Consider the following 25,115-nt stretch of genomic DNA (forward strand, 5'->3'; position numbering starts at 1 on the left):
AGGAAAATCCGGAAGGTAGCCATTGAAGCAAACCGCTGTTAGTAGAAGGCTTTATTTTTTTAAAATTGCTTTTCCATTAAATAGTTTATGCTCTGAATAAATTGTAATTCCGAGTATTTTCCATTCCATAATTCCATTCACGATGTAATTACAATAGTTTTTGTCTTTCTCTTTATCGATATCAATATTCTCAACATTCCAATTAGTTCCACTTATGAATCCAGCTCTACTACAATTTGCATTTAGAATTATAAGTTCATTTTCTTTTTCACCAACAAGAATTGATAATCCTATATCTGAAGTTAAATTATCCTCTAATTTAATTTCTTGAAAAAAAGAATTACCATCAAAAGCTTTTTTAGGATTTGATTGGTTAAGAAAATCAATATTTTTATCGGCTAAATTTTTTTCATTTGGTTTTGACATAAATGATAATAAGCCTATAACAAAAATCAGGGATGCAAAGACTCCAATCTTTTCTTTAATTATTTTTACTGATTTAAAGCATATTACAATAAAATAAATAAGTAAAAAGCCATTAAATATTCCCCAAATTAATTCAAACATAATTTTTGTTTTTAAATGATTCTTCTTTGTTATCCCAAGCTTTCTACTAACGTTTCGCGGCTTCAAGAAGTGGCGATTAACCAAGACCAACCCTTCACAAATATAACCAAAACTTTAAATTAAATACCTTTCCGATTTCAAATAAATCCCGTGCCTCGCCATTTCTTGAAACCGCCTTAAGTTTACAATTTATAAATTTAAAGAATAAATCAGAAAGAACAAAAGAGAGGAGTAAGGTTTACGATAACCGCAGGAACTTTAGATTCCGTCAACAGTGATAATCCCCTCTCTTTTCTACTTATATTTCGAACAGTTCTGTGAGATTTAATCTCGATTTTAAGGTGATGAAACACAAGTAGTTTGTCCTTTCTCAAAACATTTTCTTATGAGTAAAGATAAAAAAACATTTGGTATTGACATCAGTAAAGACACATTTGATGTTGTAGATTGTTCTGGTAATTATTATCAATTCTCTAACAATTTAAAAGACTTTTTAAAGTTTTTGAAATTGTTGGATGCCACTTCACATTGTGTGATGGAAGCTACGGGTTATTATCATTATCAATTGGCATATTTTTTAGTAGATCATCATATTGCTGTGTCGGTAGAAAATCCGTTATCGATAAAGCGCTTTATTCAAATGAAGCTGAGTAGAGTAAAGACAGATAAATCAGATGCTAAGATGATTTGTTTGTATGGTCAGCAACAAGAGCTTTCCTTATGGTTTGGTTATTCAAAATACCAGACGCAATGTTTACAGATGTTACGATTATTAGATACTTATACTAAGCAAAGTGCTGCTTTAAAGAATAAAATACAAGCAGAGGGGGTATTGGGTAATCCTTGTAAAATAGTGGTTAGTTCTTTGAAGAAGAGTCTAAAACATTTACAAAAAGAGATTGGTTTACTAGAAGCAGAGTTGTTGGTTTTGGTCAAATCAGAACAACAAGAGATGTTGACTAAAGTTGAGAGTATTCCAGGTATTGGTCGTAAGACTGCAATGATGCTATTAGTTTTAACAGATGGATTTAAACGCTTTGAGGATAGTTCTCAATTGTGTTCATTTTGTGGGTTAACACCAGTGATTAGGCAATCAGGAAGTAGTATAAAAGGTAAGGTTAGGATAAGTAAAGTGGGTAATTCCAAGCTAAGAAATTTATTATTTATGTGTAGTTTTACGGCTTGTAAATGTAACAAAGCATGTAGAGAACTTTATGAGCGCATAGTTAACAAAGGTAAAAGCAAGAAATTGGCCTTAATAGCAGTATGCAATAAGCTTTTAAAACAAGCCTTTGCTATTGCAAAATCTGGAGTAGAGTACAATGAAAACTACAGAAGTAAACTAATAGTTAAAAACTAAAATTAAATCATTTTTTATTTGTTTTTAAGCACAGTTCTTTGTTGGCAGTAGTTATTTTTTTATGATTATTGGTTTTAGTTTGTAATTTTTCGGCAAGTTTATAAAATCTTTTTCAGTTAATATGTATTCATCTTTAAAATCCTCACTAAAATTTATTCTATATCTAATTCTTGAATATGAAAAGCCAATTTCTCCATATTTTGAATTTTCGGGTGTTAAGGTTTCGCTTGACGTATTCAAATCGTCAAGTTCGATACTTCTTTTAATTTCTTCATTCAGCTTTGCAAATTCAAAATTATCAGGAGCTAAACCTCCTAAATAAGTTGTCATTTCGCCAAATTCATTTCGTTCAGTTTTTGCTATATTTTTAACTAATTGTTCTATAACAATATATTTTTGACCATTAAGCTCTGCAATTCTAACCATTAAGCTTTCCTCAAGTACAATTTTAGGCTGAACATTAATCTCAATTTGGTTTGTAACATATTTTTTTCCGTTAAATTCAAATTCAAATGGACCAACTTTATTTAAACCAACTTTATTAAATACTATTACTCTTTCAAAATCATCAGATTGCATACCGTGAACAGAAGTCGAACGTGTCAATTCTATTTCGGAACCTAATTTTTCTTGTATGTTGTCTTTTAAAAAATCAATATTTATTGAAAACAGAACACTTTCTCCAACTCTTGGTTCTGGATTGTCAATTTCTATTTTTAGATTGTTCTGACAAAATGCGTTAAGATTAAAAATAATAAATATTAAAAACGTAAATTTCTTCATTTTCGGGATTTTATAATTACTGCCAACGTTCCGGCGCTTGGCGAGGTTGCGAGCTTCGGGACCGATTATTTTCTGTTAAAGATAAAATTTCTTGCGAGAAATAAATGTGTATTTACTACAAAATTCGCAATCTTGCCAAACGCTTGTTACCAGCAGTTATTTTTGTTTAGCTTTTCTTTTCTCTTTGATTATTTTTTTTCTTTCACTTACTGATTTTAAGTCAAAAATTGGTTTCCATTCAATATTAGCGTCGCTTTTTAACCATTCGTTATATTTTGCTTGAAACTTTTCAATTCCGTCACTCTTTATAAAATCTACATAATATTCTATGAAGTTCATATTCTTTTCGCAAAATGTAGCTAAACAATTTTGTATTCCAGTGATTTGCGCATAAGGCATTCCTTCAATTCTGTCGGCTAAGATTATTGCAATTTCACCTTTAGTTAAGTTTCGGCCAACACATTCCGACTTCACATTAGTTTCGGTTTTGTCAGTAAAAAATTCAGATAATTTCGGCAATAATTTCCAGCCATATCCAATAATTTTTTTTCCTTCGTTCGTATTGATGATTTCTTTCGAGTTTTCGATTTTTGCAATTTCATTCAGCAATGAATCAATTTCTACATTGGTTTGTGATAAACCAAAGTTGAAAGTAAAAATTAATATTATTAGATGCAGTTTTTTCATAATTGCTGGTAACGTTCCGGCGCTTGGCGAGGTTGCGGACTTCGGAACCGAATATTTTCTATCAAAAATAAAATTTCTTGCGAAATGTAAACGTGAATTTACTACAAAATTCGCAATCTTGCCAAACGCCTGTTGTGCGACGTTTTTTTATTTAAATTGTTGCATATCTGTAAATTCATTACCATCATAATCAAATTTATAGATTCGATTTTCCCAATCTTTAGCAATTATATATTTTTCGGTAATTTCCAAGTTGTCTTTTTCGTTCATATTTGTAAATATATCTGCGCCACTTTTTTGCCAAAGAATTTCACCCTCATTATTTAATTTCGTGATTTCTATTTCTCCGTGAACTATATAGAAATCTTCTTTCTTAAAAATTTCAAAGCAAGTTATTTCATCTGCTACCGTTTTCCATAATAGTTTTAACTCTGGTTTTGACAAACAAAAAATTGTATTTGAACAGCAAATTAAAATTCTATTTTCTTCAATTATTGTTGAATTCTTGTTAACTGTTGTTGCTCCACAATCTGAACCGACTATCGCGCTATATTTGATATTCCCGTTTTCATATAATTTAATTCCAATTTGAGTAGTTAATTGATTTTCAGTTTCATTAAAATATTCAAAATTGTATGTATTTAAGTTGTCAGTCGAACCGCTTCTATAAGTTTCGTCCAAATATATTTCGATTTGATATTTTTCGAGAAATTCCATTTTTGTTTATTTACGTTTCGCTCGGCTAAAATGACGCACAACGTTCCGGCGCTTGGCGAGGTTGCGAAGTTCGGAACCGATTATTTTCTGTTAAAGATAAAATTTCTTGCGAGAAATAAACGTGAATTTACTACAAAATTCGCAATCTTGCCAAACGCCTGTTAACTGCTGGCTTTATAATTCGGCTCTAATTTTTTCTTTTTCAAGCCAAATAATTAATTCCTTTCTGATGTCATTTTTTTCAGAGATAAGCATTTCGGTATTATTTGGTAGCGACCATTTATTTAAAGAATCAAAATAAATAAGTATGTCGAATTGACTCACTCCAGAAATTTCGAATTCAATTTCACATAATCTTTCTTTTTCAACGTAATAAATTGTTCCAGATCGTCCATCTGGCTTAATAATGAAGCCTTCTTTTTTTGAGAATTTCTGTGACTTTATTTTTTTTCCACCGTTGAACTTTCCATTCGTCTATATGCTTTTGTGGAATATGAGTTACATATAGATTTTCTGAAATTTTTGTTTCAGTCCAACCTTCAGGAAGTTTATGATTTTCGTTATCCATATTTAATAATTCGATTGGTTTAAGCGCAAAGATTGTAGCTTGCAGTTAACGTTTTGCGGCTACAAGTAGTGGCGAAAACCATTACCAAGCCATAACAAATATAAACTTATTTTAGAAAATTCGGAGAATTTTCGGAATATTCCTGAACTAGCCATTACTTGTAACCGCTGTTATGTGCTGCTTTTATTATCATTTATAATAATAATACCAATTACTTTCATAATTTTTATCAAAGTTTTCTTTACTATCTAAGAGAATATTGAACTTTTCTCTTTTGAAATACCCAAACTCATTATAAGTTTCTAATATATCAAAATATTTGTCAGCCCAAACTTTTATAGTTTCACTGTTTTCGTAACTTTTGACTTGTTCGTCTGTGTATAAAAAGAAAGTAGTTCCTGAAAAGCATTTTGAAATTTCCCAAAGGTCTTCACAATTTAATTCTGCCTTAAGTTGCTCAATTTGGTCTTGTGTAATGTTTTGATTTGCTTCATTTTTTGCAATCGGCTCAAATGCACTAAAATAGACTAATATTTTGTCCGTTTGATATTTACTTTTTTCGGATTTAGTCCATAAATCAAAAAGTCTTTTATTTTTAATAAGACCTTGCTCGTTAATTGACTGCTTGAATTTATCCGCAATTAACTTCTGTTTCTTGCTGTCAAAATTCACATGACCATTGTTTTCGTTGAAGCTTTGCTTTTCGTGATAATGTTCAAAATAAATTCCAATTCTTGGTCTTGTCCCTCTATCAATTGTGTCATACACAATATTGATTGTCCTAACTCCAAATGTTTTATCAATAAAGTCAGCAAGAGGTTTGAATTCTGGATTCAAATTCTCTTTTCCAAGCATAATTTGTTTCGTTTGTCTATATTCTTTGTCAGAAGGACTTATCATTTTGTTTCTGTCGTTTTAAAGTAGCACATAACGTTCCGGCGCTTGGCGAGGTTGCGAAGTTCGGAACCGATTATTTTCTGTTAAAGATAAAATTTCTTGCGAGAAATAAACGTGAATTTACTACAAAATTCGCAATCTTGCCAAACGCCTGTTAACTGCTGGCTTTATAATTCGGCTCTAATTTTTTCTTTTTCAAGCCAAATAATTAATTCCTTTCTGATGTCATTTTTTTCAGAGATAAGCATTTCGGTATTATTTGGTAGCGACCATTTATTTAAAGAATCAAAATAAATAAGTATGTCGAATTGACTCACTCCAGAAATTTCGAATTCAATTTCACATAATCTTTCTTTTTCAACGTAATAAATTGTTCCAGATCGTCCATCTGGCTTAATAATGAAGCCTTCTTTTTTTGAGAATTTCTGTGACTTTATTTTTTTTCCACCGTTGAACTTTCCATTCGTCTATATGCTTTTGTGGAATATGAGTTACATATAGATTTTCTGAAATTTTTGTTTCAGTCCAACCTTCAGGAAGTTTATGATTTTCGTTATCCATATTTAATAATTCGATTGGTTTAAGCGCAAAGATTGTAGCTTGCAGTTAACGTTCCGGCGCTTGGCGAGGTTGCGAGCTTCGGGACCGATTATTTTCTGTTAAAGATAAAATTTCTTGCGAGAAATAAATGTGTATTTACTACAAAATTCGCAATCTTGCCAAACGCTTGTTACCAGCAGTTATTTTTGTTTAGCTTTTCTTTTCTCTTTGATTATTTTTTTTCTTTCACTTACTGATTTTAAGTCAAAAATTGGTTTCCATTCAATATTAGCGTCGCTTTTTAACCATTCGTTATATTTTGCTTGAAACTTTTCAATTCCGTCACTCTTTATAAAATCTACATAATATTCTATGAAGTTCATATTCTTTTCGCAAAATGTAGCTAAACAATTTTGTATTCCAGTGATTTGCGCATAAGGCATTCCTTCAATTCTGTCGGCTAAGATTATTGCAATTTCACCTTTAGTTAAGTTTCGGCCAACACATTCCGACTTCACATTAGTTTCGGTTTTGTCAGTAAAAAATTCAGATAATTTCGGCAATAATTTCCAGCCATATCCAATAATTTTTTTTCCTTCGTTCGTATTGATGATTTCTTTCGAGTTTTCGATTTTTGCAATTTCATTCAGCAATGAATCAATTTCTACATTGGTTTGTGATAAACCAAAGTTGAAAGTAAAAATTAATATTATTAGATGCAGTTTTTTCATAATTGCTGGTAACGTTTTGCGGCTTGGCGTAGTGGCGGATTTTTAGCACAAAAGTTCAATCGAAGAACTGCACTTGAACCTACCACAAAACTGTCATACGAAGCACTGAACCCGCCATTACGCCAAATCGCTGTTAGCACCAGTTGTTCTTTTTCTGTCGTCATTACATCATTGTTATTAGGTCAACTGTCCGTTTAATTTTTTCTTGGTGTTTGAAAATAATTGTCAAGTCATTTCGGTATTCGTCTTTAAATGCTAAAATACTTTTACCCTTTACAAACTCTTGAAGGAAGCCTTGTCCTTGTTCACTTTTCATAAGGTTTTCAAAAATCTTGTCCATTGTCCACGATTTCTTGATTTCAAATCCTGCTTTTTCTGCTGTCTCTTTAAGTTCTCCTTTACTTGTGATTTCGGGTATAGCGTTAATGTCATTTACGCTGTCAAAAATCCCTAATTCTGAAATTTTCTTTACGCTGTCTAACTCGTTAATACCGAAACTTCTTGTTTTGTAAGAACTGTCACCATTCCAAAATTTTCTATAAGAATAAACAGTTGCAAAGTCGAAGAAGTGAAGTCTTTCTCCTGCGTTAATTTGTTTGAGTTTTTTTTCTAAACCGTTTGTTGTTTCAAGTTTGTATTCGTTTTGTAGTTCTTCTATTTTGTAGTTTTTATAATCTTTCCAAAACTCAACGTCTTTTCGCATTTCACGCAGAAATTTATTTGCTTTCTTAATCAGAGGCTCAAATGAGTTTGGAACTATTTCAAAAGAATAGACACTTAAAATTTTGCAAAGCAATTCAGCTTCTTTGTCTTCTGCTATCCAAAATTCTCTGTTAAAGTCGTCAATGCCACGTTTAAGAATAAAAAACGCTTGAATTTCAAAAATTGCTTGTTCATCAATGTTGCTGAATAATGCTTTAAAATTTTTGGTCAAAAACTTTTCAAATGTCTTTTTGAGTTCTTGCTCGCTGTATGTGTCGCTGTCCTTGCCTAAATAATACTCTTTTACAAATGCGTAAAGAGAGTTGTAGTCTTTCGCTTTGAGTTGCTCAATTACCCAACCTGAAAAGTCTGTGTAAGGCATTCCTGAAGTTACTGCGTACTCTTTTCTTAAAAGTGGATATTCAGCGTGTCCTTTTGAGCCTAACTCAGATAAAAGTGTTTTTAATTTTGAATTGTTACTTGTAACGGTAGGCTTTGGACTATTTTGAATTGTTGAAGCGGATTGTGTTTTTTGTCTTTGGGAAGGTGGTAAAAATTGTTGTGGATATTCAAGTCCATAGTATGCTCTAAATTCGTCATATTCTTTTCTGATTGTTTGCAAATGGTCATCAAAGATTCCGTTTTCTGTTACATTCTGTTGTCTGATACTCTCAATAAGTTTTGCGTAAGAAAGGTTTGCAAGGTCTAAGTCATTATTTGCAAGTCCTTTGTCAATTGCTTTAATGTGCCAAACAATTGCGTCTATTCTGTCGGGAAATGGTAGGTCTGAAATTTTAGATTGGAATTTTTGTCGAGTTGAATTTGTCTGACCGCTTGGAGTTGAAGTGTTAGAACTTTGTTTGTTGTCAATAAAAGTCTGTTCGGATTTTTTTCTTGTCCCGAAGTAAATTAGTAGTCCAACTACTGCTATGATTATGATTACTGTCATTGGTTACGGTGTCGTTTTACAATTGGTGCTAACGTTCCGGCGCTTGGCGAGGTTGCGAAGTTCGGAACCGATTATTTTCTGTTAAAGATAAAATTTCTTGCGAGAAATAAACGTGAATTTACTACAAAATTCGCAATCTTGCCAAACGCCTGTTAACTGCTGGCTTTATAATTCGGCTCTAATTTTTTCTTTTTCAAGCCAAATAATTAATTCCTTTCTGATGTCATTTTTTTCAGAGATAAGCATTTCGGTATTATTTGGTAGCGACCATTTATTTAAAGAATCAAAATAAATAAGTATGTCGAATTGACTCACTCCAGAAATTTCGAATTCAATTTCACATAATCTTTCTTTTTCAACGTAATAAATTGTTCCAGATCGTCCATCTGGCTTAATAATGAAGCCTTCTTTTTTTGAGAATTTCTGTGACTTTATTTTTTTTCCACCGTTGAACTTTCCATTCGTCTATATGCTTTTGTGGAATATGAGTTACATATAGATTTTCTGAAATTTTTGTTTCAGTCCAACCTTCAGGAAGTTTATGATTTTCGTTATCCATATTTAATAATTCGATTGGTTTAAGCGCAAAGATTGTAGCTTGCAGTTAACGTTCCGGCGCTTGGCGAGGTTGCGAACTTCGGAACCGATTATTTTCTGTTAAAGATAAAATTTCTTGCGAAATGTAAACGTGAATTTACTACAAAATTCGCAATCTTGCCAAACGCTTGTTATGCGACGTAATAATTTACCATCGGCAATTTGAACCTTCGCAATATATTCCACGACTTTTAGTTTTAATAAATCCATCGTTACTAATTTTTATTTCAACAGATTCTTTTCGGATTGGAAATTCATGATATTTCATAAGACGCAGTTCGAAACCATTTTGCAAATTCCTGTATTGGCTTCCTCTAATATCATCATCTAATATATAACCATAAGTTCTTGCTAAAAGCATTGCTTCTTCAAGATTGTCAATTGTCCCTAAAAAATCACGAAATTCTTCTTCGGTTTTTAAGTTGCTTATTTTGCCTTTATCAATTATCACAACATAATTACAACGAAAATTTGGATGCCCACCAAAGAAAATTCCAGAGTTATAGTTTGGTCTTGGCTTTTCATTTATTCTTTTTCTTAACAAAGAATCTCCGCCTTCTTTTAAAACAGTATATGTTTCAGAATTTGAGCTTTGATGATACGCAACGTATTGCCAATATTGATATTTTCGATTCGGGTTAATGTTTTTTGCTAAGCTGTCAAAATAATTTTCTTTTAAACTATAATCAATTTTCTGAAAATTCGGAGTTCCTGCTACGTCTTCAGTTTTCATTCCGACTTCTAATTTTTTTAGATTTTCACCTTCTTTTTTTTCGCACGAAATAAATAGGAGCAGAGTTAGGATGATTATATTTCTCATTTTAAACGGGTTTGAAATTATGACGCATAACGTTCCGGCGCTTGGCGAAGAAGCGGATTTCGAAGCACAAAACTGTCTGTAAGCAATGCAATTGATACGAAGCACATAACTTCATATAAGCACTGAACCCGCTTTTTTGCCAAGCGCCTGTTACCTGCTGCCTTTTCTTCTGTGTTTTTCATTATGTCATTTTTGTCTAACTGTCCAAAATGTATAAAACCACAAATTGTAGGGTTCCCATTTGTCAAACTCTAAATCTCTTTTATATAAACAGAATTTGTCTGCAAGCGTTTTATTGCATTTTACTTCTACAAATAAGTCTGAACTTGAACCGCCTCTGCCTTCAAGTTCAAATTCTTCACCAGGATATTTTAATTTTATTTCTTCCGTCAATTTTTTTAGCAACTTCTCTTCATTGTCAAGACAGTCTTTACTTCCTTTTGGACAGACATAAGTGAATTCAAACGTCCCTTCATATTTTGTCCAAGTGGGAGTGGGTGTCAATATAAGGGTAGTGTCGTTCAGTATATTTTTCCTGTAATTTCTCGCATCTGTCAGCGAAGTGAATTTTTCTTGTTTTCTAAAAGGTTTCTTGAAACTGTCTTTAAACATTCTCAGCTGTCGAGTTTCAAAATAGAAATAGCCGTTGTCGCTTACTATTTCGTTACAATTCAGGTTGATTGAAAAACTCTCTAATTCTAATCCATTTTTGCAAATTACCACTTCATAATGATAACCGCAGGCATATTTCGGACTTGGTTTTTTAAATGTCCATTCCTTTTTTATTGCGTTCAAAATCCTAATGTCGTCAGTGTAAAATTCACCTAGGCTGTCTGCAAGACCATTGCGGTCACTTTCAGAACGAACACCAATTAGATAGTAACCTCCTTTGTCAAAGTCATACTTTTTAAGTAGTTGAGTTTGTCCAAAAGAAATAGATGTCATTAAAAGGAAAATTATTGTTGCTATGTGTTTTTTAAACTTCATTTTTATATTTTGTTTGCCTTAATGTGCAGTTGTCTAAGGTTGCAGGTAACGTTCCGGCGCTTGGCGAGGTTGCGAACTACGGAACTGATTATTTTCTGTTAAAGATAAAATTTCTTGCGAAATGTAAACGTGTAATTACCACAAAATTCGCAATCTTGCCAAACGCCTGTTAGCAGTAGTACTTTTATTCAATTTCAATCTTTTCAATTGTGTCGGCTTCAATTTTAGTTTCTCCGTTAAAGTTCATTACTTTGTGTTTATATTGAACTTGATTATTAATAATCTTTAAGTCACTTTTGTCAGATTCCAATTGTCCGTCTAGTTTAATTTTACCATAATACTTTTCAAATATAAACAGTTTGTTTTCTGTTATTTCATATTCGCAACAAGCTGCAAAAAATCCATTAAAAGATGAGTAAACTTTTAAATTTTCTTTCTGATATTTAATTTCTTTTGGATAAATAGGTTTTAGAAATAGTGAAGATAATATTGCTAAAAATATTCCACCAAAAATCCAAAATAAAATTCCTATTAGAATTGATAGTAAGTAATAGAAATAGTATACTGAGATTTTTTTAAATGGATTTCTGTTGAGAAAAAATAATATACTTCCGCTAACATAAATCAGTATTTTCAAAATGAAAATTAAGTTTCTATTTATTCCGAAATTCGTTATTAATTGCAATAAATAATTTAAGATGACAAAGCTCAAAATGTAAAAATGTATTTTGAATATGATTCTATTAGTAATTGTCATTCTTTTATAATTTTTATTTTTTTTGCGATCCGAGAGAGTATTACTGCTAACGTTCCGGCGCTTGGCGAGGTTGCGAACTTCGGAACCGATTATTTTCTATCAAAGATAAAATTTCTTGCGAGAGATAAACGTGAATTTACCACAAAATTCGCAATCTTGCCAAACGCCTGTTACCAGCAGTATTTATTTTCTTTCAATTTTCACCAATCCTTGTCGAGTTGCTAAAAATAGGTTTCCATTTTTGTCGAAAGTCATAGTAGAGATATAAGATGTTGGGATTTCAGAATTTTCATTATGATAATTCTCCCAATTATTATTTAAGTCATATCTTACCAAACCAGCTCTGTCGGTTGATATCCATAGAACTTTTTCAATTTTGTCGTAAAGAACACAATTGGTATGATTAAAAGGCATTCCTGAATTTGATGTTGTAAATTGTTTGAAAGCTCCATTTGTATAATATATTGCAATACCTTCATCCCTGTTTACTTGTCCCGCATTTTTATCTCCAAATTCATAAAGAGAAAAATAAATATTTCCATTTTCATCTTCATCCATTGAAGTTATACATTTTCCTTTCAGTACCGTTGATGTATTTTCGAAGTTTGTTGCTTTACCTTTTTCATCAATCATTATTGATCCACTAAATGTTCCAATCCAGATTCTATTTTTTGAGTCTTTTTTAGCATAGTACACCCTATTTGAAGGCAATTCTTTTACTATTTCTTTATTTATAGTTTTCCATTTTCCTTTTGAGAAAATAGTTAATCCTTTGTCTGAACAAAAGAAGAGTTCTTCTGTTTTTGGGTTATTAATTATGTCATATGCACCATCAATTCCAATTTCATTGATATCATGTTTATTCCAAGTTTTATCATAACTATAAATACTTTGTAATCCGTCAAACCATTTTGTATTGTTATTATCTACTCCAATAGCGAAATAACTTTCTGTAACTTTAGTATTTGTGTTGTTTGCTTCAAGATTGATAAATTCGGAACCATTAAATGATTGAACGCCTTTATCTACGACCAACCAAAGTAATCCGTCTTTGTCAAAAGAAATATTATCAAGTGAATTGTCTGAAAGTTTAGAATTCTTGGTATTCCAAACGGTCATTTTATAATTTTTTATATTTTCATTTTTGTAGGTGTAGTCTTTGTTAAATATTTCTGGGCTATTTGGTTTGTCAAATGATTTTTCAAAGGCTTCCATGTCAACTCTTTCAATTTTACCAGATAATTTATTATCCTTTACGGTAAAAATTAAATTAATTGATACTTTCTCCTCTTTCTTATTTTTGGTTATTGCCGGAACCCATTTATTGAAATTATTTAACTCTTCTATGATTCTTAAAGAAATTTGGCTTTTTGATTTATCATTATAACTAAGTACACAACCTTTACCTTTTGAATCAACCAAAACTTGAAACTTAACTGTACCACTAACACCTTTAAGGTTTAGTGATTCGTTTAATCGTTCTTGTAATTTTTCAAAATCTTTCTCTTTATATGTTGCTTTAGTATCACCGCAGTCAAGACAAAATTTGTCTGCTTTGCAGTTTTCCAATTTTATAGGAAACAAATTTTGAGCATTTAAATTGAAAGAGAAATAGGTAGTCAATAAAATTAAGATTGTTTTTTTCACTTGATAATTATTTTTTAAAGTTTCTGTTGAGATAATATTGCTGGTAACGTTCCGCCGCTTCTCGTCAGTTGCGAACTTCGGAACGAATTATTTTCTGTTAAAGATAAAAATTCTTGCGAAACGTGAACGTGTACTTACCACAAAATTCGCAATTGCGAGAAACGGCTGTTACAGGCAGTATTTAATTCTCAAACTCTCTTTCAGTTTTAGAGTAACCAATTTTGTGTTTAATATTCAAAAACTCTTCAAAAATCAGCGTGTCTTTGGAAACTTTTAAAATTCTATTTTTCGAAACCTTTTTGGGATTGTCAGACCAAGTTATTAAAGTATCATGTGAAAGTCTAAATTTTAAAAAGAAAACACTATCGATATGATTATCAACATAAATGCTATGCTCATTAAAAACTAAAGTATGGTAATAAGTCCATTTATTCAAGTACCACTTTCCAGCTAACTGTTCAGCGCTAATATTTTTCTGTTCTTTTTTCTCGTTTTGGGTTTTCAAATCTCCATTTGAGTTTCTACATGAGATTAATAGAATTCCAAAGGCTAAAAATGCAAAAGTTCTCATTTTAACGTGGGTTTTAATATTGCCTGTAACGTTCCGGCGCTTGGCGAGGTTGCGAAGTTCGGAACCGATTATTTTCTGTTAAAGATAAAATTTCTTGCGAGAAATAAACGTGAATTTACTACAAAATTCGCAATCTTGCCAAACGCCTGTTAACTGCTGGCTTTATAATTCGGCTCTAATTTTTTCTTTTTCAAGCCAAATAATTAATTCCTTTCTGATGTCATTTTTTTCAGAGATAAGCATTTCGGTATTATTTGGTAGCGACCATTTATTTAAAGAATCAAAATAAATAAGTATGTCGAATTGACTCACTCCAGAAATTTCGAATTCAATTTCACATAATCTTTCTTTTTCAACGTAATAAATTGTTCCAGATCGTCCATCTGGCTTAATAATGAAGCCTTCTTTTTTTGAGAATTTCTGTGACTTTATTTTTTTTCCACCGTTGAACTTTCCATTCGTCTATATGCTTTTGTGGAATATGAGTTACATATAGATTTTCTGAAATTTTTGTTTCAGTCCAACCTTCAGGAAGTTTATGATTTTCGTTATCCATATTTAATAATTCGATTGGTTTAAGCGCAAAGATTGTAGCTTGCAGTTAACGTTCCGGCGCTTGGCGAGGTTGCGAGCTACGGAACCGATTATTTTCTGCTAAAGATAAAATTTCTTGCGAAATATAAACTTGAATTTACTACAAAATTCGCAATCTTGCCAAACGCCTGTTAGCGGAAGTTTTTATTTTTCGATATCAATTAAAACTATTTTGTAGCCAAATTTTATTGCCGCTAAATCGTAAATTACAGCATTTTCTATGTCAGCCTTAATCAGAATTGAATCATTTTTTATATACAGACTGTCAGTTCCTGCTCCCCAATCAGCTTCATAAATTCTTTCTGTTTTGTTCCATCGTTTATTAGTAATATCACAAAATCTATGACCACTTGTAATTGTACTTATTGTGTAACGTTCAATTTTGATATCTTTATTTTCAGTTACTTTTATTTTCAACTTTTCGTCACAGGAAGAAAATAATATCATGATAATAATCAAAGGAATATAAATTTTTAGTTTCATAGTATTTTCTTTTTTCAGAAGTGTCTCTTAAAATTACCGCTAACGTTCCGGCGCTTGGCGAGGTTGCGAAGTTCGGAACCGATTATTTTCTATCAAAGATAAAATTTCTTGCGAGAAATTAACGTGAATTTACTACAAAATTCGCAATCTTGCCAAACGCCTGTTACCTGCCGTTTTTTATTTTCACTTCTCCAAATTTGAGTATATCTTCATTAAATAACTCTCTATAATACCAAATTTTATTATTTACAATTTTCCATTTTGCTTCAACAAATTCCATACATATTATGTTCGAATCCCACCAACTCATTCTTGTGTTATATTTTGGTGGTGATATTGGATTAAGTCTAAAAAATAATTGGTAAGTTTGGTTGAAATCATAGTCATAGATATAATCAAATTTTTCGGCAAGAGTATCAAAAAAAGACTCATTTAATTTGTCGGAAAACTCATTTGTAGAACTAATAATTATAGGTTGTTCCATTTCAGCACCTTTTTCTACAACTTCTCTTTCAGAAGGTATTTTAAAAAACCACATAATTGTTACTTTTTCTCCAATTTTTTTACATAATTCGTCATCTAATAAATTTGAAGGAATCAACTCTGTATAATTTTTAGTTTCAAAAAATTCAATTTCCATATTTTCGAGCGTTTTTGTCAAATGGCAGGTAACGGTTTGCAGCTTGGCGAAGTGGCGGATTTTTAGCACAAATGTTCAGTTTATCACAAAAGTTCAATAAAAGAACTGCCGTTGAATTTAGCACTGAACCCGCCATTTTGCCAAACTGCTGTTAGGTGCTGGTATTTTTTTCTTTTTCGTTCAAGTCAACTTTTATTATTTCCGAACTGTCCTTTTTCTTAATTACTATTGTAGCAACTGACCATTTGTCTGTTTTCCCATTTTCATATTTTATTCGTTCAACGTTTCGTTCTCCAAATAGATAATATCCTTTTTCTTCAAGGTCGCCTAACAGTTTTTTAAGTGAAAATCCCATTTGAACTTTATAGTAAGTTTCAACCATTCCACTTATGTCACCATAGTCTACCAAATCTTGTAAAACGCCTCCGATATATTTTGCATCTTCTTCATTATCCACTTCATCATAGTCAGTCCTATAACCGTGTGAGTCAGCAATAATGTTCAGTAGTTCTTTTCCCGAAGTAATTCGAGTTAAGAACTTGGGTTTTGTTTTTTTGTCTGAATTTATTGCGTTGTTAATTGTGGATTGCACCCAATTTTCGTGATTGAGTTTAATATATCTTAAAAGTTCTTCCGTGTAAGTGTCTGTTAGTTCGTCAATTTCACGATGATGGTTTCGACACAATAGAATAAGATTGTCAAATAAGTCGTAGTCTTCGATATTTGGTTTATGTCTTGGACCATTTGTCTTACTACTGATTATGTGACATTCTTCACCTATATTAAATTCTTCGGTGTCTTGTTTGCTAGAAAACAACTCGGTCTTACAGATGGAACACCTGTTACCTGATTTTGCCCATAAGCTTTTTCTTGTTCTGTCCGATATTGCCATTTTCTACTGTCGTCTTAACGTTTCGCTATACTTGCACCTAACTAGTATATATGCGAAGCTTTCTGACTACTTTTGTACCATATTGGCAAGATAGGCGAAAGTTTTTGCATTTTTTTGTACTCAAATATACAAATCATTTTATTTGTTTTGTAAGAATTAATTATTTTTTTTCTAAGTAATAGCATAAAAAAAAGACTACCTCAGTAGTCTTTTTTTATTATGCTAAATTGTTTAGTTTTTTTAGTTTTTCTTTCCAAAGTTTTAATTCTTCTTTATTTCTATCAATGCTTTTGTGAACTTCTTTTATAAATGGATTGTCACTTTTCGCATTGCTGATGAACTGAATGTTATTTTCTAACTGAATGATTTCACTTTGTAGTTCGTCAATTTTTCTTCGAATAAATAATTGCTCATTTACTAAAGCTCGTTGGTCATTACCTTCTGAAAGTTGGTCTAAGCGATTGGCAAATTTCATCATTTCTGAATCTTTTTTCGATAGACTTAGTTTTTCAAATAAAGCATCTAGTATTTTATTAAACTTGCCTTCAATATGACGTCTGTTTTGTGGTACTTTACCCAATTCTTTCCAAGCGGCAATATGTCCTTTTATAGCATCTAAGTCGGTTTTGTGTTCACCAACTAATTCGAAAGTTTTTAAGTTTTCTAAATACTCTTTTTTTCTTTCAAATGCTGCCACTTCTGCTTCAATTTCACCTTTTCTTGAATCGTGTAATCGATCAAAGTAGGCGTTACATATTTGTTTGAATTCTGCCCAAATCTCATCTGAATTTTTACGAGGTACGTGCCCAATTTTTTTCCAGTCCTCTTGAATTTGTTTCATTATTGGAGTGGCTGTCTCAAAATCATTGGTCTCTGTAAAAGATTTTGCTTTTTCAATTAACGCCAATTTGCGTTCTAAATTATGTTGTTGCTCGTTTTTTATGTCTTTGTAGAATGAATTCTTAGTAGCATTAAAATTACGAACGGCTAATTTAAAGTTGTTCCAAGTTTCTTCTGTGGCTTCAGCAGGAACTCTGCCTGTGTTGAAAAAATCTTGTCGAAAAGCTTCCATTTTAGCTATTTGTTTTTGCCAATCGGAATGTGTTGATACCGTTTCTTGACTTAATTGATATATTTGAGCAATGATAGTGTTTTTTTGTGCTAAATTTTGTAATTCTCTTTCTCTAGCTTGTGCTAACATTTGTTCACGTTTGTCGTGCATTTGTTTTGTTACTTCGCTAAATTCTGCCCAAATTCGTTCTCTATGTTCTTTATCAACAGGTCCAATTTCTTCTTTCCAAACACGGTGCAATAATTGTAATTCACGGAAGGCTTTGGTTAAATCGGTTTCCTGTAAAAGTTGTTTTGATTTAGCAATAATATTTAATTTTTGTTCTAAGTTATTTTTAAAATCAGCATCTCGAACTTCTTTGTCTAAATGTACTAATTCGTAAAAACGATCGGTATGAAAATGAAAGTTGTTCCAAATTAAATTGTATTTGTCTTTTGGAATGGCACCCGCTTTTTTCCAACGATCACGAATGTCATTGAATTTTTTGAACATATCCGACATGTTGCTTTCACCATTGTCAATCAACGCTTTTAATTCTTCAATTAAATTTGTACGTTCTACAAAATTTGCTTTTAATTGGTTTTGAATTTGATTGAAATGCTTTGTTCTACGTGCTTTATATTCGTCAAAAATATGGTCAAATTTTACTTTTAATGGAGAATGATATTCAAATTCTGCAGTACCATCATTCTGTTCATAAAATTCCTTACGTTTTTCATCAATAAAATGATGAAATTTATCCATGAAAGATTTACGTACTTCTTCTACGTGATTTTTAATTGCAGCTATTTTATCGTGTGCTAATAAAGTAGAAAGTTCGTCAACTAATTCTTCCATTGAAAGCGCCTCATAATTTTTGGCAGGAATTTCAATATTTTCATGAATTGAGCCATTTTCACTAGCTTCTGCTAAGTGATTTTCCATTGCTTCTTCAGCAGAAATTTCTACAACATTTTCAATTGGCTCGATACTGTTTTGTCCGTCTGCTTGCGGCAGGTTATCATTCATTTCTTCTAACATTTTTGGGATGTTTAAGGTTTATTAATGCTTCGAAGATACTAAAGCGTATTGAAAATTCAAAGAGTTTACTAGAATTTAGCGATAAAATGTTATTTATTCCAGATTTCCCAGCCTTTTTCTGCCTGAAAAACAAGCATTTCGTATCCGTTTTTAATGGTAGCACCATGTGCTTTTGCTTTCTTTAGGAAGGTTGTTTTTTCAGGGTTGTAAATTAAATCAAAAGCTATATGTTGTGCAGTAAATAATGTATAATCTAATGATGGACAATCGTTTATGTTTGGATAAGTGCCTACAGGTGTGGTATTAACGATGATAGTGTATTCTGAAAATACTTCTGCATTTAAATCCTCATAACTGAACTCATATTCGTTAGGATTTCTGGATACAAAATCGAATTCAATATTTAGTTTTTTCAGTGCAAAAGCCACGGCTTTACTGGCACCACCTGTTCCTAAAATGAGCGCTTTTGTGTGGTGTTTTTTTAGTAATGGTTGTAAGGATTTTTTAAATCCATAATAATCGGTGTTGTATCCTTTTAATTTTTTCTTTTTTGAAACCGTAATGCAATTTACTGCTCCAATTTTTTTTGCCTTTTTAGAAATTTTATCCAAATAGGGCAGTATTGCTTCTTTATAAGGAATGGTTACATTTAAACCCACTAACCCTTTTGTATTTTCTATTAATTTTGGAAATTCACGTAGCGATTCTAAATCGTAATTTGCATAGTTACAATTGTCAAAAAAGTTTTGTTCAAACTTATCTGTAAAATATTTTTTTGAAAAAGAATAGCTGATGTTTCTACCAATCAGTCCAAATTGTCTTTGTTTTTTGATTTTCTTTTTCTTCATAATATGCAAATAAAAATAGTTGTAATTTTATTCAAATAGTATTTTGCATGAAGGAATGTCTACCTTCAATTGTTTCTCAAAATTAACTAAAAATTCGTTAGGAATTGAAGTGTTAAAAAGGATTAATTCTTTTAATTTTTTCAAATTTAGTAGGGAAGAAGGTAAACTTTTAATTGTTGTTCCAGAAAAACTTATACTTTTTAATTCTCTTAAATTACCTATGAAATCGGGTATTTCGGTGATTTCAAAATCGGTAAAATAAAGAATTTCTAGGTTTGTCATTTTTTCAATTTCTTTCGGGAAATCACTGATTTCTTCCTCAGTTAAATAACTGTTTAATTGCAATGATTTAACTTTCAACGGTTCTTTTGTTGCTTCTTCTAATGAAGTACATTTTACACATTGTGCAAAAGATAAAGAGCTGAAGGATAGTAGGAGTAAGAAAATAAGTTGTTTCATCCCTTTTTTAGTTTTGCCTGAAACATTTTTATAAAAATGGGAGCAATGGAAACTATTACAATCCCTAATACAACTTTTTCAAAATTATTTTTAACAAGGTCGATTTGTCCTAAAAAATACCCTAGAAATGTGATAGAAATTACCCAGATAAATGCACCAGCGATACAGTTTACAATGTAGGTTTTGTATTTCATGCTTCCAGCACCTGCAACGAAAGGAGCAATGGTTCTGACTATAGGAACAAATCGAGCTAAAATAACTGCTTTTCCTCCGTTTTTTTCAAAGAATTCTTCTGTTTTAGTAATGTATTCTTTTTTAAGAAAAAGGATTTTCTTTTTTTCTTTTATAAATTCACCAAATTTATGCCCTACAAAATAGTTTAAATTATCGCCTAATAGCGCTGCAATTATTAGTAAAGGAATAATGATGGCAATACTTAATTTTCCTGTTGTAGCTGCAATAACTCCAATAGCAAAAAGCATGGAATCTCCTGGTAATAGCGGCATGATAACAAAGCCTGTTTCTACAAATACAACTAAAAATAAGATGACGTAAATTAAGGTGTTATACTGATCAATTAATTGGTTAATAACGGTTAAAGGGTCTTTTAAAAAATGCAATAAAAAATCGATAATTTCCATTTTGAGGCTTATAGGTTATTGTTATTTATGGTGCGTTGAATCAATTCATTATCCCAAACATAAGGAAATAAATCTTTCAAAATATAATTTTTTTGTGGTTCGTAGGATAAGGCAATTTGTAAAAAGTGTAAAGCTATGTCTGTTTCAGAAAGTGTCATGTGTAGCCCTACCAATCTATAGTAGATTTCAGTTTCTTTCACATGAGTTTCACTTCCTTTATTTAAAATTTCAATGGCTGCTTCAGTTTCTCCTAAAAGGTATAAAACATCACTCCAACATAAAAAATTATCCAATTCATCATTACCTAATTCAAAAGCTTTTCGATAACCAACTTCAGCTTCTTCAAAGAAATTTAGGAACTGATTAATAGTAGCATAACGTCTCCAATATAATGCATTTTCATTGTCAATTCCCAAGGCTTTATTAGCGTAATATAGGGCTTTTTGATAATTTTTTTGGCGCAGATAAAAATCGGTTAATGCAATCCAAGCTTTATCTAAAAGTGGGTCTTCATGTACTGTTTTTAAATAGAAGTTTAGTGCTTCTTCATTGTTACCTAACCTTTCATAGCATTTTCCAATTCGCAATAACGCAAATGATGTTGGGTCATCAAGTTCCATTGTAATGGTATAACAATCAATAGCTCCTTGATAGTTACCTAGTTTTTCTAATGATTTTGCTTTTTCTAAAAAGGCACCTAAAAATCCTTCGTCAATTAAACAAGCATAGTCAAATGCCCAAACCGCTTTTTCGTAATTTTTTAATGCATAATATTGACGTCCTAATTGATGCCAAGCTACTTCACTATAAGGGTTTTTATCAATAAACTTATCTAAATACTTAATGGCTTCTTCATTTTGATCTAGGAAATCAAAACAATAAACCACATTGTAAAGTGCAGAATAGTCTTCTTCATCTAATTCTAAACATTTGATGAAGTTTTCTTTGGCTAATTCTAAATTGTCCATGAAAAGATATTCCATTCCAATCATGGAATAAACATCTGCTTCATCTTCAGTATATTTTAAGGCTAAAAATAAGTTTTCAATGGCTTTATCGTGCTGATCTCTTTTTGAACAAATATTGGCACGCTGAATGTATATTTCTTCATTGGTTGGCTCAATGGCATATAATTCATTCAACAATTTTTCGGCATGTTCTAATTTATCTTCATAAACCAACATTTCAACCTGAACGAGCTTTAAACCTGTAGATTTTGGATGTTGTTCTAAACCTAATTTAAGTGCTCTTTTGGCTAAATTCATTCGGCCTGTATCCATATAATGCAGGATAATGTCTTCAAATTCTTCTGAATCAAAGAAAAAAACTTTGTTGGTTTTTAACATGGATTCGAATTTAGACAAGGATAGGCTGTTATCTTCTTCATCATGACTCATATTCATAGCAATGAGTTTATTAGTTTACATTAATAAAATTACGCATTAATAACAGTACAATTTCCTTGCCAACTAATTGTTTTGAACAATTTAATTAACAAATTGAGGGATAGTATAAAACTTTTTTAAAAAAATAAAAGTTGGGTTGAAATATTGATTTTGTTTTAATTACAATCGGTATTCTTTTTGCACTTCATCCATTACCTCAAGCAATAGTTGACATCCTTCTTCTATTTCCTGATTTGAAACAGTAAGAGGAGGAGTAATGCGAATGGCTTTTCCTTCAAACAATAACCAAAATAGAATTAGACCTCGATGATGACAACGCAAAATAATTTCAGTAGTAATATCCGGACTTTCTGTCATAGCGGCTAACATTAATCCTTTTCCTCGAACTTCTGTAATTAACGGATGAACTAATAATTCTCTGAATAACTTTTCTTTTTCTAAAGTTTCAGCCATTAAGGTAGTTTCTAAAACTTCTTGTAGTGTTGCTAAACACGCTGCTGCAATTACGGGATGTCCACCAAATGTTGTAATATGTCCTAGTTTAGGGTCGTGGCTTAATAAATCCATCATTTCTGCCGATGCCGTAAAAGCACCAACGGGCATTCCTCCGCCCATTCCTTTTCCCATAATAACAATATCGGGTACAATTCCGTAATTTTCAAAGCCAAATAATTTACCAGTTCGACCAAATCCGGGTTGAATTTCATCAATAATAAGTAAGGCACCCACTTCATTGCAACGCTTTCTGACTTTGATTAAAAAATCGTTTTCAGGTTGAATAAATCCGGCTCCTCCTTGAATTGATTCAAGAATAATTCCGGCAGTTTTGGTCGTGATTTTTTCTAAATCGGCTTCATTGTTAAAGGTAATAAAGTCCACATCGGGAATTAACGGTCGGAATATTTGTTTTCGTTCTTCAAATCCCATGACACTCATGCTTCCCATTGTATTACCGTGATAAGCATTGAAACATGAAATTAATTGACTTCTTCCTGTTACTCTACGCGCCAATTTTAAAGCTCCTTCTGTTGCTTCCGTTCCTGAATTAACCAAATAAGTTTTGTTCAGTGTTGAAGGCATATTTTGAGCCAATAATTTACATAATTCTGTTGCCGGATGTTGGGCATATTCTCCATACACCATGACATGTGCATATTTGTCTAACTGATTTTTTATAGCATCATTAACTCTTGGGTGTTGGTGTCCTAAAGTACATGCTGAAACACCTGCAACAAAATCTAAATACTTTGTGCCTTTTGTATCATAAATGTAACTTCCTTTTGCATGAGAAATTTCCATGGCTAACGGATGAGGTGAAGTTTGTGCTTGGTATTTAAAAAAATCGGTTAACATGAAAAATAAGGTATTATTGTTTTTTAAGTAAAGTAAATTTATTTTTTCACTTTCTTAGTCGTTTCTTTTTTAGTTGATTGTTTTTCAGAAACTTTTTTATCGTCTTTCTTCTTGTTTTTATCGTAGTTCAATGTTTCCTTAAGAACATCCATAGGTTTAGCTTCTGCTTTTTCATTTTTCTTTTTGTCTTCCTGGACTTTTTCATCAAGTGCTAATTCCTCTGGTGGAAAAATATCTTCTTTCGATTTTATTTTTTCGTCATTTCTCCAAATAAAACCTCTTAATTTTCGAGCATTTTCTGGATATTTTTCTTCTGGATAGGTTTCGCTTTCGGGATTTACAAAAGAGGTAATTTCTACTATTTGGTTGTTTTCTAATTTCATATTAATTTTACTAGAAACGCCTTTGTCTATACCTACTAAATCATTGTTTTCATCATACATATAATAGATTTTTTCGGTGTTTTTAACCAAATCTACTTCGTAGAGTTTATTATCTTTCAATTTACCATACAAGAATTGCCCTTTTACCTGATTAAAGCCATTACCTATGGTGTCTTTTTGTATTAAAAAAGCATTGTTTAATACTTTTAAAGAGTCTAATTGTTCGGTTTTATTATTTCCAATTAAATGAATTTCATCGCCTGTCATTTGGCTATCTTGACTCCAAATTACAGGTCTGCCAATTAATTTAGTTAGAGCATTTTTATTGTTTGAATGAATGGAATCACATTTTCCACTCATGTCAGATTTTATAAATCGAACGTTGTTAAAAGCTCTAATAGTTCGATCTTCAGGCGCTCCGGTTACTAATATTCTTTTACCGTGTAAATGTAAACTATCATTCGTTTTTTTATCTACTAATGTAGAAACTAAAGCTTTTTTAGTAATAAACATTGAATCTTTTTTTGTACCACCAATGTTCCTGTATATTTCAGCATAATGTCCGCGCGCAATCATGTTATTGACTGTATCGGTTATTTTGACATTATTTTTTGCAAAAGCAAAATTTTTCTTTCGGTCGTAGTCAATCAAATCACCTTCAATCGTTCTATTGTTGTATTTGATATTCGATTTTCCTTTGAGTTTGGCTACATGATTTTTAGTGTCGTAAAATCCATTGGTTGTATTAATTGTATCGGTCTTGCTAATAATTGTTGAAGGACCATATACGTAGGCATGGCCTGAATTGTCATAAAAATCTAAGTTATTCGTTTTAATAGTACTTTTTGGATTTACTACCGTTACTGCAGTTTTAAAAGCGTATTTTTTTTGGTTAATATAATAACGCCCCGATTTACTTTTTAAAATATTATCTTTATTTGTAATCGTTCCATAACTGTTGTAATAGGCTTGTTGTATTTTTCTATCTAATCTTATAGTATCTGTTACCAATTGAGAATCGGGTGAAGACATTTGCACATTTCCTGTTGCAAAAGCCCTTTCTGTTTTTCCGTCATATTCTGCATATTGGCTAGTCATATTGATTGTATCGCCCTGAGTAATTCGAACATTTCCAAAAGCTTTTATGTATTCTTCTTCGTGAAAATAATAGGCTTTGTTACAAAAAATGTTTGCACCATTATGTTCCACTTGAATGTTACCAGCATAAACGATTGCACCCGGTACTTCTGTTTCATTTCGATCAATAAAATCAGAATGAATAAGGTTAATTTTTCCTTTTTGATTGGTTGAATTTGAATTGGTATTCAACATATCTTTTTCAAGAATTTTACCTTGAGCAAATGAAAAGCTTAAAATTAAACAGCTTACAAATGATAGTATATATTTTTTCAATTTTTCGAATTTTCGTCAAATTTAAGTAAAA

General features: G+C 31.4%; 31 protein-coding genes. 1 reads left to right on the top strand and 30 read right to left on the bottom strand.

All coding sequences use genetic code 11. From position 1 onward, the window contains the following. Nucleotides 1-51: 51 nt before the first annotated feature. The gene (locus KQS_RS05000) at nucleotides 52-567 is read right to left on the bottom strand and encodes a hypothetical protein (RefSeq protein ID WP_014388113.1); all 516 of its coding nucleotides are present in this window, start codon (nucleotides 565-567) and stop codon (nucleotides 52-54) included. Between the two features lie 385 nt (nucleotides 568-952). Between KQS_RS05000 and KQS_RS05005 the strand changes: the two genes are divergently transcribed. Continuing rightward, nucleotides 953-1,927 carry an IS110 family transposase gene (locus KQS_RS05005; protein ID WP_014388093.1) on the top strand — a complete coding sequence of 325 codons (975 nt, stop codon included), beginning with the start codon at nucleotides 953-955 and terminating at the stop codon, nucleotides 1,925-1,927. A gap of 51 nt (nucleotides 1,928-1,978) precedes the next feature. On the opposite strand, the gene KQS_RS05010 is transcribed toward KQS_RS05005, so the two are convergent. The 29 genes from KQS_RS05010 to KQS_RS05110 all read right to left on the bottom strand — a co-directional run bounded on the left by KQS_RS05010 (nucleotide 1,979) and on the right by KQS_RS05110 (nucleotide 25,084). Next, complete coding sequence (locus tag KQS_RS05010; protein ID WP_014388114.1) at nucleotides 1,979-2,710, bottom strand: hypothetical protein; 732 nt, start codon at nucleotides 2,708-2,710, stop codon at nucleotides 1,979-1,981. A gap of 156 nt (nucleotides 2,711-2,866) precedes the next feature. Further along, entirely contained in the window at nucleotides 2,867-3,397 is a 531-nt protein-coding gene (locus KQS_RS05015) for a hypothetical protein (RefSeq protein ID WP_014387423.1), read from the bottom strand. 147 nt (nucleotides 3,398-3,544) lie between these two features. Beyond that, complete coding sequence (locus KQS_RS13950) at nucleotides 3,545-4,114, bottom strand: hypothetical protein (protein ID WP_014388115.1); 570 nt, start codon at nucleotides 4,112-4,114, stop codon at nucleotides 3,545-3,547. A gap of 174 nt (nucleotides 4,115-4,288) precedes the next feature. Then, on the bottom strand, nucleotides 4,289-4,438 hold the full coding sequence (locus KQS_RS14315; protein WP_157868379.1) for a hypothetical protein: 150 nt from the start codon (nucleotides 4,436-4,438) through the stop codon (nucleotides 4,289-4,291). A 76-nt stretch (nucleotides 4,439-4,514) separates the two neighbouring features. Then, nucleotides 4,515-4,682, bottom strand: coding sequence for a hypothetical protein (locus KQS_RS14320; protein ID WP_014387424.1), 168 nt, complete (start codon nucleotides 4,680-4,682; stop codon nucleotides 4,515-4,517). Nucleotides 4,683-4,871: 189 nt separating this feature from the next. Continuing rightward, on the bottom strand, nucleotides 4,872-5,582 hold the full coding sequence (locus KQS_RS05025) for a hypothetical protein (RefSeq protein WP_014387418.1): 711 nt from the start codon (nucleotides 5,580-5,582) through the stop codon (nucleotides 4,872-4,874). Nucleotides 5,583-5,746: 164 nt separating this feature from the next. Further along, nucleotides 5,747-5,896, bottom strand: a complete 150-nt coding sequence (locus tag KQS_RS14325; RefSeq protein ID WP_157868379.1) for a hypothetical protein — start codon at nucleotides 5,894-5,896, stop codon at nucleotides 5,747-5,749. A 76-nt stretch (nucleotides 5,897-5,972) separates the two neighbouring features. Next, entirely contained in the window at nucleotides 5,973-6,140 is a 168-nt protein-coding gene (locus tag KQS_RS14330; protein ID WP_014387424.1) for a hypothetical protein, read from the bottom strand. Nucleotides 6,141-6,319: 179 nt separating this feature from the next. Beyond that, on the bottom strand, nucleotides 6,320-6,850 hold the full coding sequence (locus KQS_RS05030) for a hypothetical protein (RefSeq protein WP_014387423.1): 531 nt from the start codon (nucleotides 6,848-6,850) through the stop codon (nucleotides 6,320-6,322). Between the two features lie 163 nt (nucleotides 6,851-7,013). After that, entirely contained in the window at nucleotides 7,014-8,501 is a 1,488-nt protein-coding gene (locus tag KQS_RS05035; RefSeq protein ID WP_014388117.1) for a hypothetical protein, read from the bottom strand. Nucleotides 8,502-8,666: 165 nt separating this feature from the next. Next, complete coding sequence (locus KQS_RS14335; protein WP_157868379.1) at nucleotides 8,667-8,816, bottom strand: hypothetical protein; 150 nt, start codon at nucleotides 8,814-8,816, stop codon at nucleotides 8,667-8,669. 76 nt (nucleotides 8,817-8,892) lie between these two features. Beyond that, the gene (locus tag KQS_RS14340; protein WP_014387424.1) at nucleotides 8,893-9,060 is read right to left on the bottom strand and encodes a hypothetical protein; all 168 of its coding nucleotides are present in this window, start codon (nucleotides 9,058-9,060) and stop codon (nucleotides 8,893-8,895) included. A 186-nt stretch (nucleotides 9,061-9,246) separates the two neighbouring features. Beyond that, complete coding sequence (locus tag KQS_RS05040; protein WP_014388286.1) at nucleotides 9,247-9,918, bottom strand: hypothetical protein; 672 nt, start codon at nucleotides 9,916-9,918, stop codon at nucleotides 9,247-9,249. 186 nt (nucleotides 9,919-10,104) lie between these two features. Continuing rightward, entirely contained in the window at nucleotides 10,105-10,905 is an 801-nt protein-coding gene (locus KQS_RS05045) for a hypothetical protein (RefSeq protein ID WP_041251999.1), read from the bottom strand. 184 nt (nucleotides 10,906-11,089) lie between these two features. Beyond that, complete coding sequence (locus tag KQS_RS05050) at nucleotides 11,090-11,542, bottom strand: hypothetical protein (protein ID WP_157868391.1); 453 nt, start codon at nucleotides 11,540-11,542, stop codon at nucleotides 11,090-11,092. Between the two features lie 303 nt (nucleotides 11,543-11,845). Next, nucleotides 11,846-13,309, bottom strand: coding sequence for a ligand-binding sensor domain-containing protein (locus KQS_RS14345; protein WP_014387409.1), 1,464 nt, complete (start codon nucleotides 13,307-13,309; stop codon nucleotides 11,846-11,848). A gap of 181 nt (nucleotides 13,310-13,490) precedes the next feature. Continuing rightward, nucleotides 13,491-13,880, bottom strand: a complete 390-nt coding sequence (locus KQS_RS05060) for a hypothetical protein (RefSeq protein ID WP_014388120.1) — start codon at nucleotides 13,878-13,880, stop codon at nucleotides 13,491-13,493. Between the two features lie 162 nt (nucleotides 13,881-14,042). Beyond that, the gene (locus KQS_RS14350) at nucleotides 14,043-14,192 is read right to left on the bottom strand and encodes a hypothetical protein (protein WP_157868379.1); all 150 of its coding nucleotides are present in this window, start codon (nucleotides 14,190-14,192) and stop codon (nucleotides 14,043-14,045) included. Between the two features lie 76 nt (nucleotides 14,193-14,268). Continuing rightward, a complete protein-coding gene (locus KQS_RS14355) occupies nucleotides 14,269-14,436 on the bottom strand; it encodes a hypothetical protein (RefSeq protein WP_014387424.1) in 168 nt (55 codons plus the stop codon). 182 nt (nucleotides 14,437-14,618) lie between these two features. After that, nucleotides 14,619-14,957, bottom strand: a complete 339-nt coding sequence (locus KQS_RS05065) for a hypothetical protein (RefSeq protein WP_014387421.1) — start codon at nucleotides 14,955-14,957, stop codon at nucleotides 14,619-14,621. A gap of 163 nt (nucleotides 14,958-15,120) precedes the next feature. Beyond that, nucleotides 15,121-15,597, bottom strand: coding sequence for a hypothetical protein (locus KQS_RS05070; protein WP_014388121.1), 477 nt, complete (start codon nucleotides 15,595-15,597; stop codon nucleotides 15,121-15,123). A gap of 151 nt (nucleotides 15,598-15,748) precedes the next feature. Continuing rightward, the gene (locus KQS_RS05075; RefSeq protein WP_014388122.1) at nucleotides 15,749-16,489 is read right to left on the bottom strand and encodes an HNH endonuclease; all 741 of its coding nucleotides are present in this window, start codon (nucleotides 16,487-16,489) and stop codon (nucleotides 15,749-15,751) included. Nucleotides 16,490-16,706: 217 nt separating this feature from the next. Continuing rightward, on the bottom strand, nucleotides 16,707-18,581 hold the full coding sequence (locus tag KQS_RS05080) for a DUF349 domain-containing protein (RefSeq protein ID WP_014388123.1): 1,875 nt from the start codon (nucleotides 18,579-18,581) through the stop codon (nucleotides 16,707-16,709). An 89-nt stretch (nucleotides 18,582-18,670) separates the two neighbouring features. Beyond that, entirely contained in the window at nucleotides 18,671-19,429 is a 759-nt protein-coding gene (locus KQS_RS05085) for a shikimate dehydrogenase family protein (RefSeq protein WP_014388124.1), read from the bottom strand. A gap of 27 nt (nucleotides 19,430-19,456) precedes the next feature. Then, nucleotides 19,457-19,888: a leucine-rich repeat domain-containing protein gene (locus tag KQS_RS05090; protein WP_014388125.1), complete on the bottom strand. Its 432-nt coding sequence runs from the start codon at nucleotides 19,886-19,888 to the stop codon at nucleotides 19,457-19,459. Next, entirely contained in the window at nucleotides 19,885-20,529 is a 645-nt protein-coding gene (locus KQS_RS05095; protein ID WP_014388126.1) for a VTT domain-containing protein, read from the bottom strand. The genes KQS_RS05090 and KQS_RS05095 overlap by 4 nt, the downstream gene beginning before the upstream one ends. 8 nt (nucleotides 20,530-20,537) lie before the next feature. Beyond that, nucleotides 20,538-21,932: a tetratricopeptide repeat protein gene (locus KQS_RS05100; RefSeq protein WP_014388127.1), complete on the bottom strand. Its 1,395-nt coding sequence runs from the start codon at nucleotides 21,930-21,932 to the stop codon at nucleotides 20,538-20,540. 162 nt (nucleotides 21,933-22,094) lie between these two features. Next, nucleotides 22,095-23,288: an aspartate aminotransferase family protein gene (locus KQS_RS05105; protein ID WP_014388128.1), complete on the bottom strand. Its 1,194-nt coding sequence runs from the start codon at nucleotides 23,286-23,288 to the stop codon at nucleotides 22,095-22,097. A gap of 38 nt (nucleotides 23,289-23,326) precedes the next feature. Further along, nucleotides 23,327-25,084 (bottom strand): OstA-like protein, encoded by a 1,758-nt coding sequence (locus KQS_RS05110; RefSeq protein WP_316929961.1) that lies wholly within the window; start codon nucleotides 25,082-25,084, stop codon nucleotides 23,327-23,329. Nucleotides 25,085-25,115 lie beyond the last annotated feature (31 nt).

The organism is Flavobacterium indicum GPTSA100-9 = DSM 17447 (assembly GCF_000455605.1).
Classification (GTDB): Bacteria; Bacteroidota; Bacteroidia; order Flavobacteriales; family Flavobacteriaceae; genus Flavobacterium; species Flavobacterium indicum.

Coding starts and splice junctions, on each gene's coding strand:
- KQS_RS14320 (WP_014387424.1), bottom strand. CDS start 4,682: ATGGATAACGAAAATCATAAACTTCCTGAAGGTTGGACTGAAACAAAA.
- KQS_RS05060 (WP_014388120.1), bottom strand. CDS start 13,880: ATGAGAACTTTTGCATTTTTAGCCTTTGGAATTCTATTAATCTCATGT.
- KQS_RS05045 (WP_041251999.1), bottom strand. CDS start 10,905: ATGAAGTTTAAAAAACACATAGCAACAATAATTTTCCTTTTAATGACA.
- KQS_RS05100 (WP_014388127.1), bottom strand. CDS start 21,932: ATGAATATGAGTCATGATGAAGAAGATAACAGCCTATCCTTGTCTAAA.
- KQS_RS05075 (WP_014388122.1), bottom strand. CDS start 16,489: ATGGCAATATCGGACAGAACAAGAAAAAGCTTATGGGCAAAATCAGGT.
- KQS_RS14330 (WP_014387424.1), bottom strand. CDS start 6,140: ATGGATAACGAAAATCATAAACTTCCTGAAGGTTGGACTGAAACAAAA.
- KQS_RS05090 (WP_014388125.1), bottom strand. CDS start 19,888: ATGAAACAACTTATTTTCTTACTCCTACTATCCTTCAGCTCTTTATCT.
- KQS_RS05025 (WP_014387418.1), bottom strand. CDS start 5,582: ATGATAAGTCCTTCTGACAAAGAATATAGACAAACGAAACAAATTATG.
- KQS_RS05080 (WP_014388123.1), bottom strand. CDS start 18,581: ATGTTAGAAGAAATGAATGATAACCTGCCGCAAGCAGACGGACAAAAC.
- KQS_RS05105 (WP_014388128.1), bottom strand. CDS start 23,288: ATGTTAACCGATTTTTTTAAATACCAAGCACAAACTTCACCTCATCCG.
- KQS_RS05030 (WP_014387423.1), bottom strand. CDS start 6,850: ATGAAAAAACTGCATCTAATAATATTAATTTTTACTTTCAACTTTGGT.
- KQS_RS14340 (WP_014387424.1), bottom strand. CDS start 9,060: ATGGATAACGAAAATCATAAACTTCCTGAAGGTTGGACTGAAACAAAA.
- KQS_RS05035 (WP_014388117.1), bottom strand. CDS start 8,501: ATGACAGTAATCATAATCATAGCAGTAGTTGGACTACTAATTTACTTC.
- KQS_RS05070 (WP_014388121.1), bottom strand. CDS start 15,597: ATGGAAATTGAATTTTTTGAAACTAAAAATTATACAGAGTTGATTCCT.
- KQS_RS13950 (WP_014388115.1), bottom strand. CDS start 4,114: ATGGAATTTCTCGAAAAATATCAAATCGAAATATATTTGGACGAAACT.
- KQS_RS05000 (WP_014388113.1), bottom strand. CDS start 567: ATGTTTGAATTAATTTGGGGAATATTTAATGGCTTTTTACTTATTTAT.
- KQS_RS05005 (WP_014388093.1), top strand. CDS start 953: ATGAGTAAAGATAAAAAAACATTTGGTATTGACATCAGTAAAGACACA.
- KQS_RS05040 (WP_014388286.1), bottom strand. CDS start 9,918: ATGAGAAATATAATCATCCTAACTCTGCTCCTATTTATTTCGTGCGAA.
- KQS_RS05015 (WP_014387423.1), bottom strand. CDS start 3,397: ATGAAAAAACTGCATCTAATAATATTAATTTTTACTTTCAACTTTGGT.
- KQS_RS05085 (WP_014388124.1), bottom strand. CDS start 19,429: ATGAAGAAAAAGAAAATCAAAAAACAAAGACAATTTGGACTGATTGGT.
- KQS_RS05095 (WP_014388126.1), bottom strand. CDS start 20,529: ATGGAAATTATCGATTTTTTATTGCATTTTTTAAAAGACCCTTTAACC.
- KQS_RS05065 (WP_014387421.1), bottom strand. CDS start 14,957: ATGAAACTAAAAATTTATATTCCTTTGATTATTATCATGATATTATTT.
- KQS_RS14355 (WP_014387424.1), bottom strand. CDS start 14,436: ATGGATAACGAAAATCATAAACTTCCTGAAGGTTGGACTGAAACAAAA.
- KQS_RS05010 (WP_014388114.1), bottom strand. CDS start 2,710: ATGAAGAAATTTACGTTTTTAATATTTATTATTTTTAATCTTAACGCA.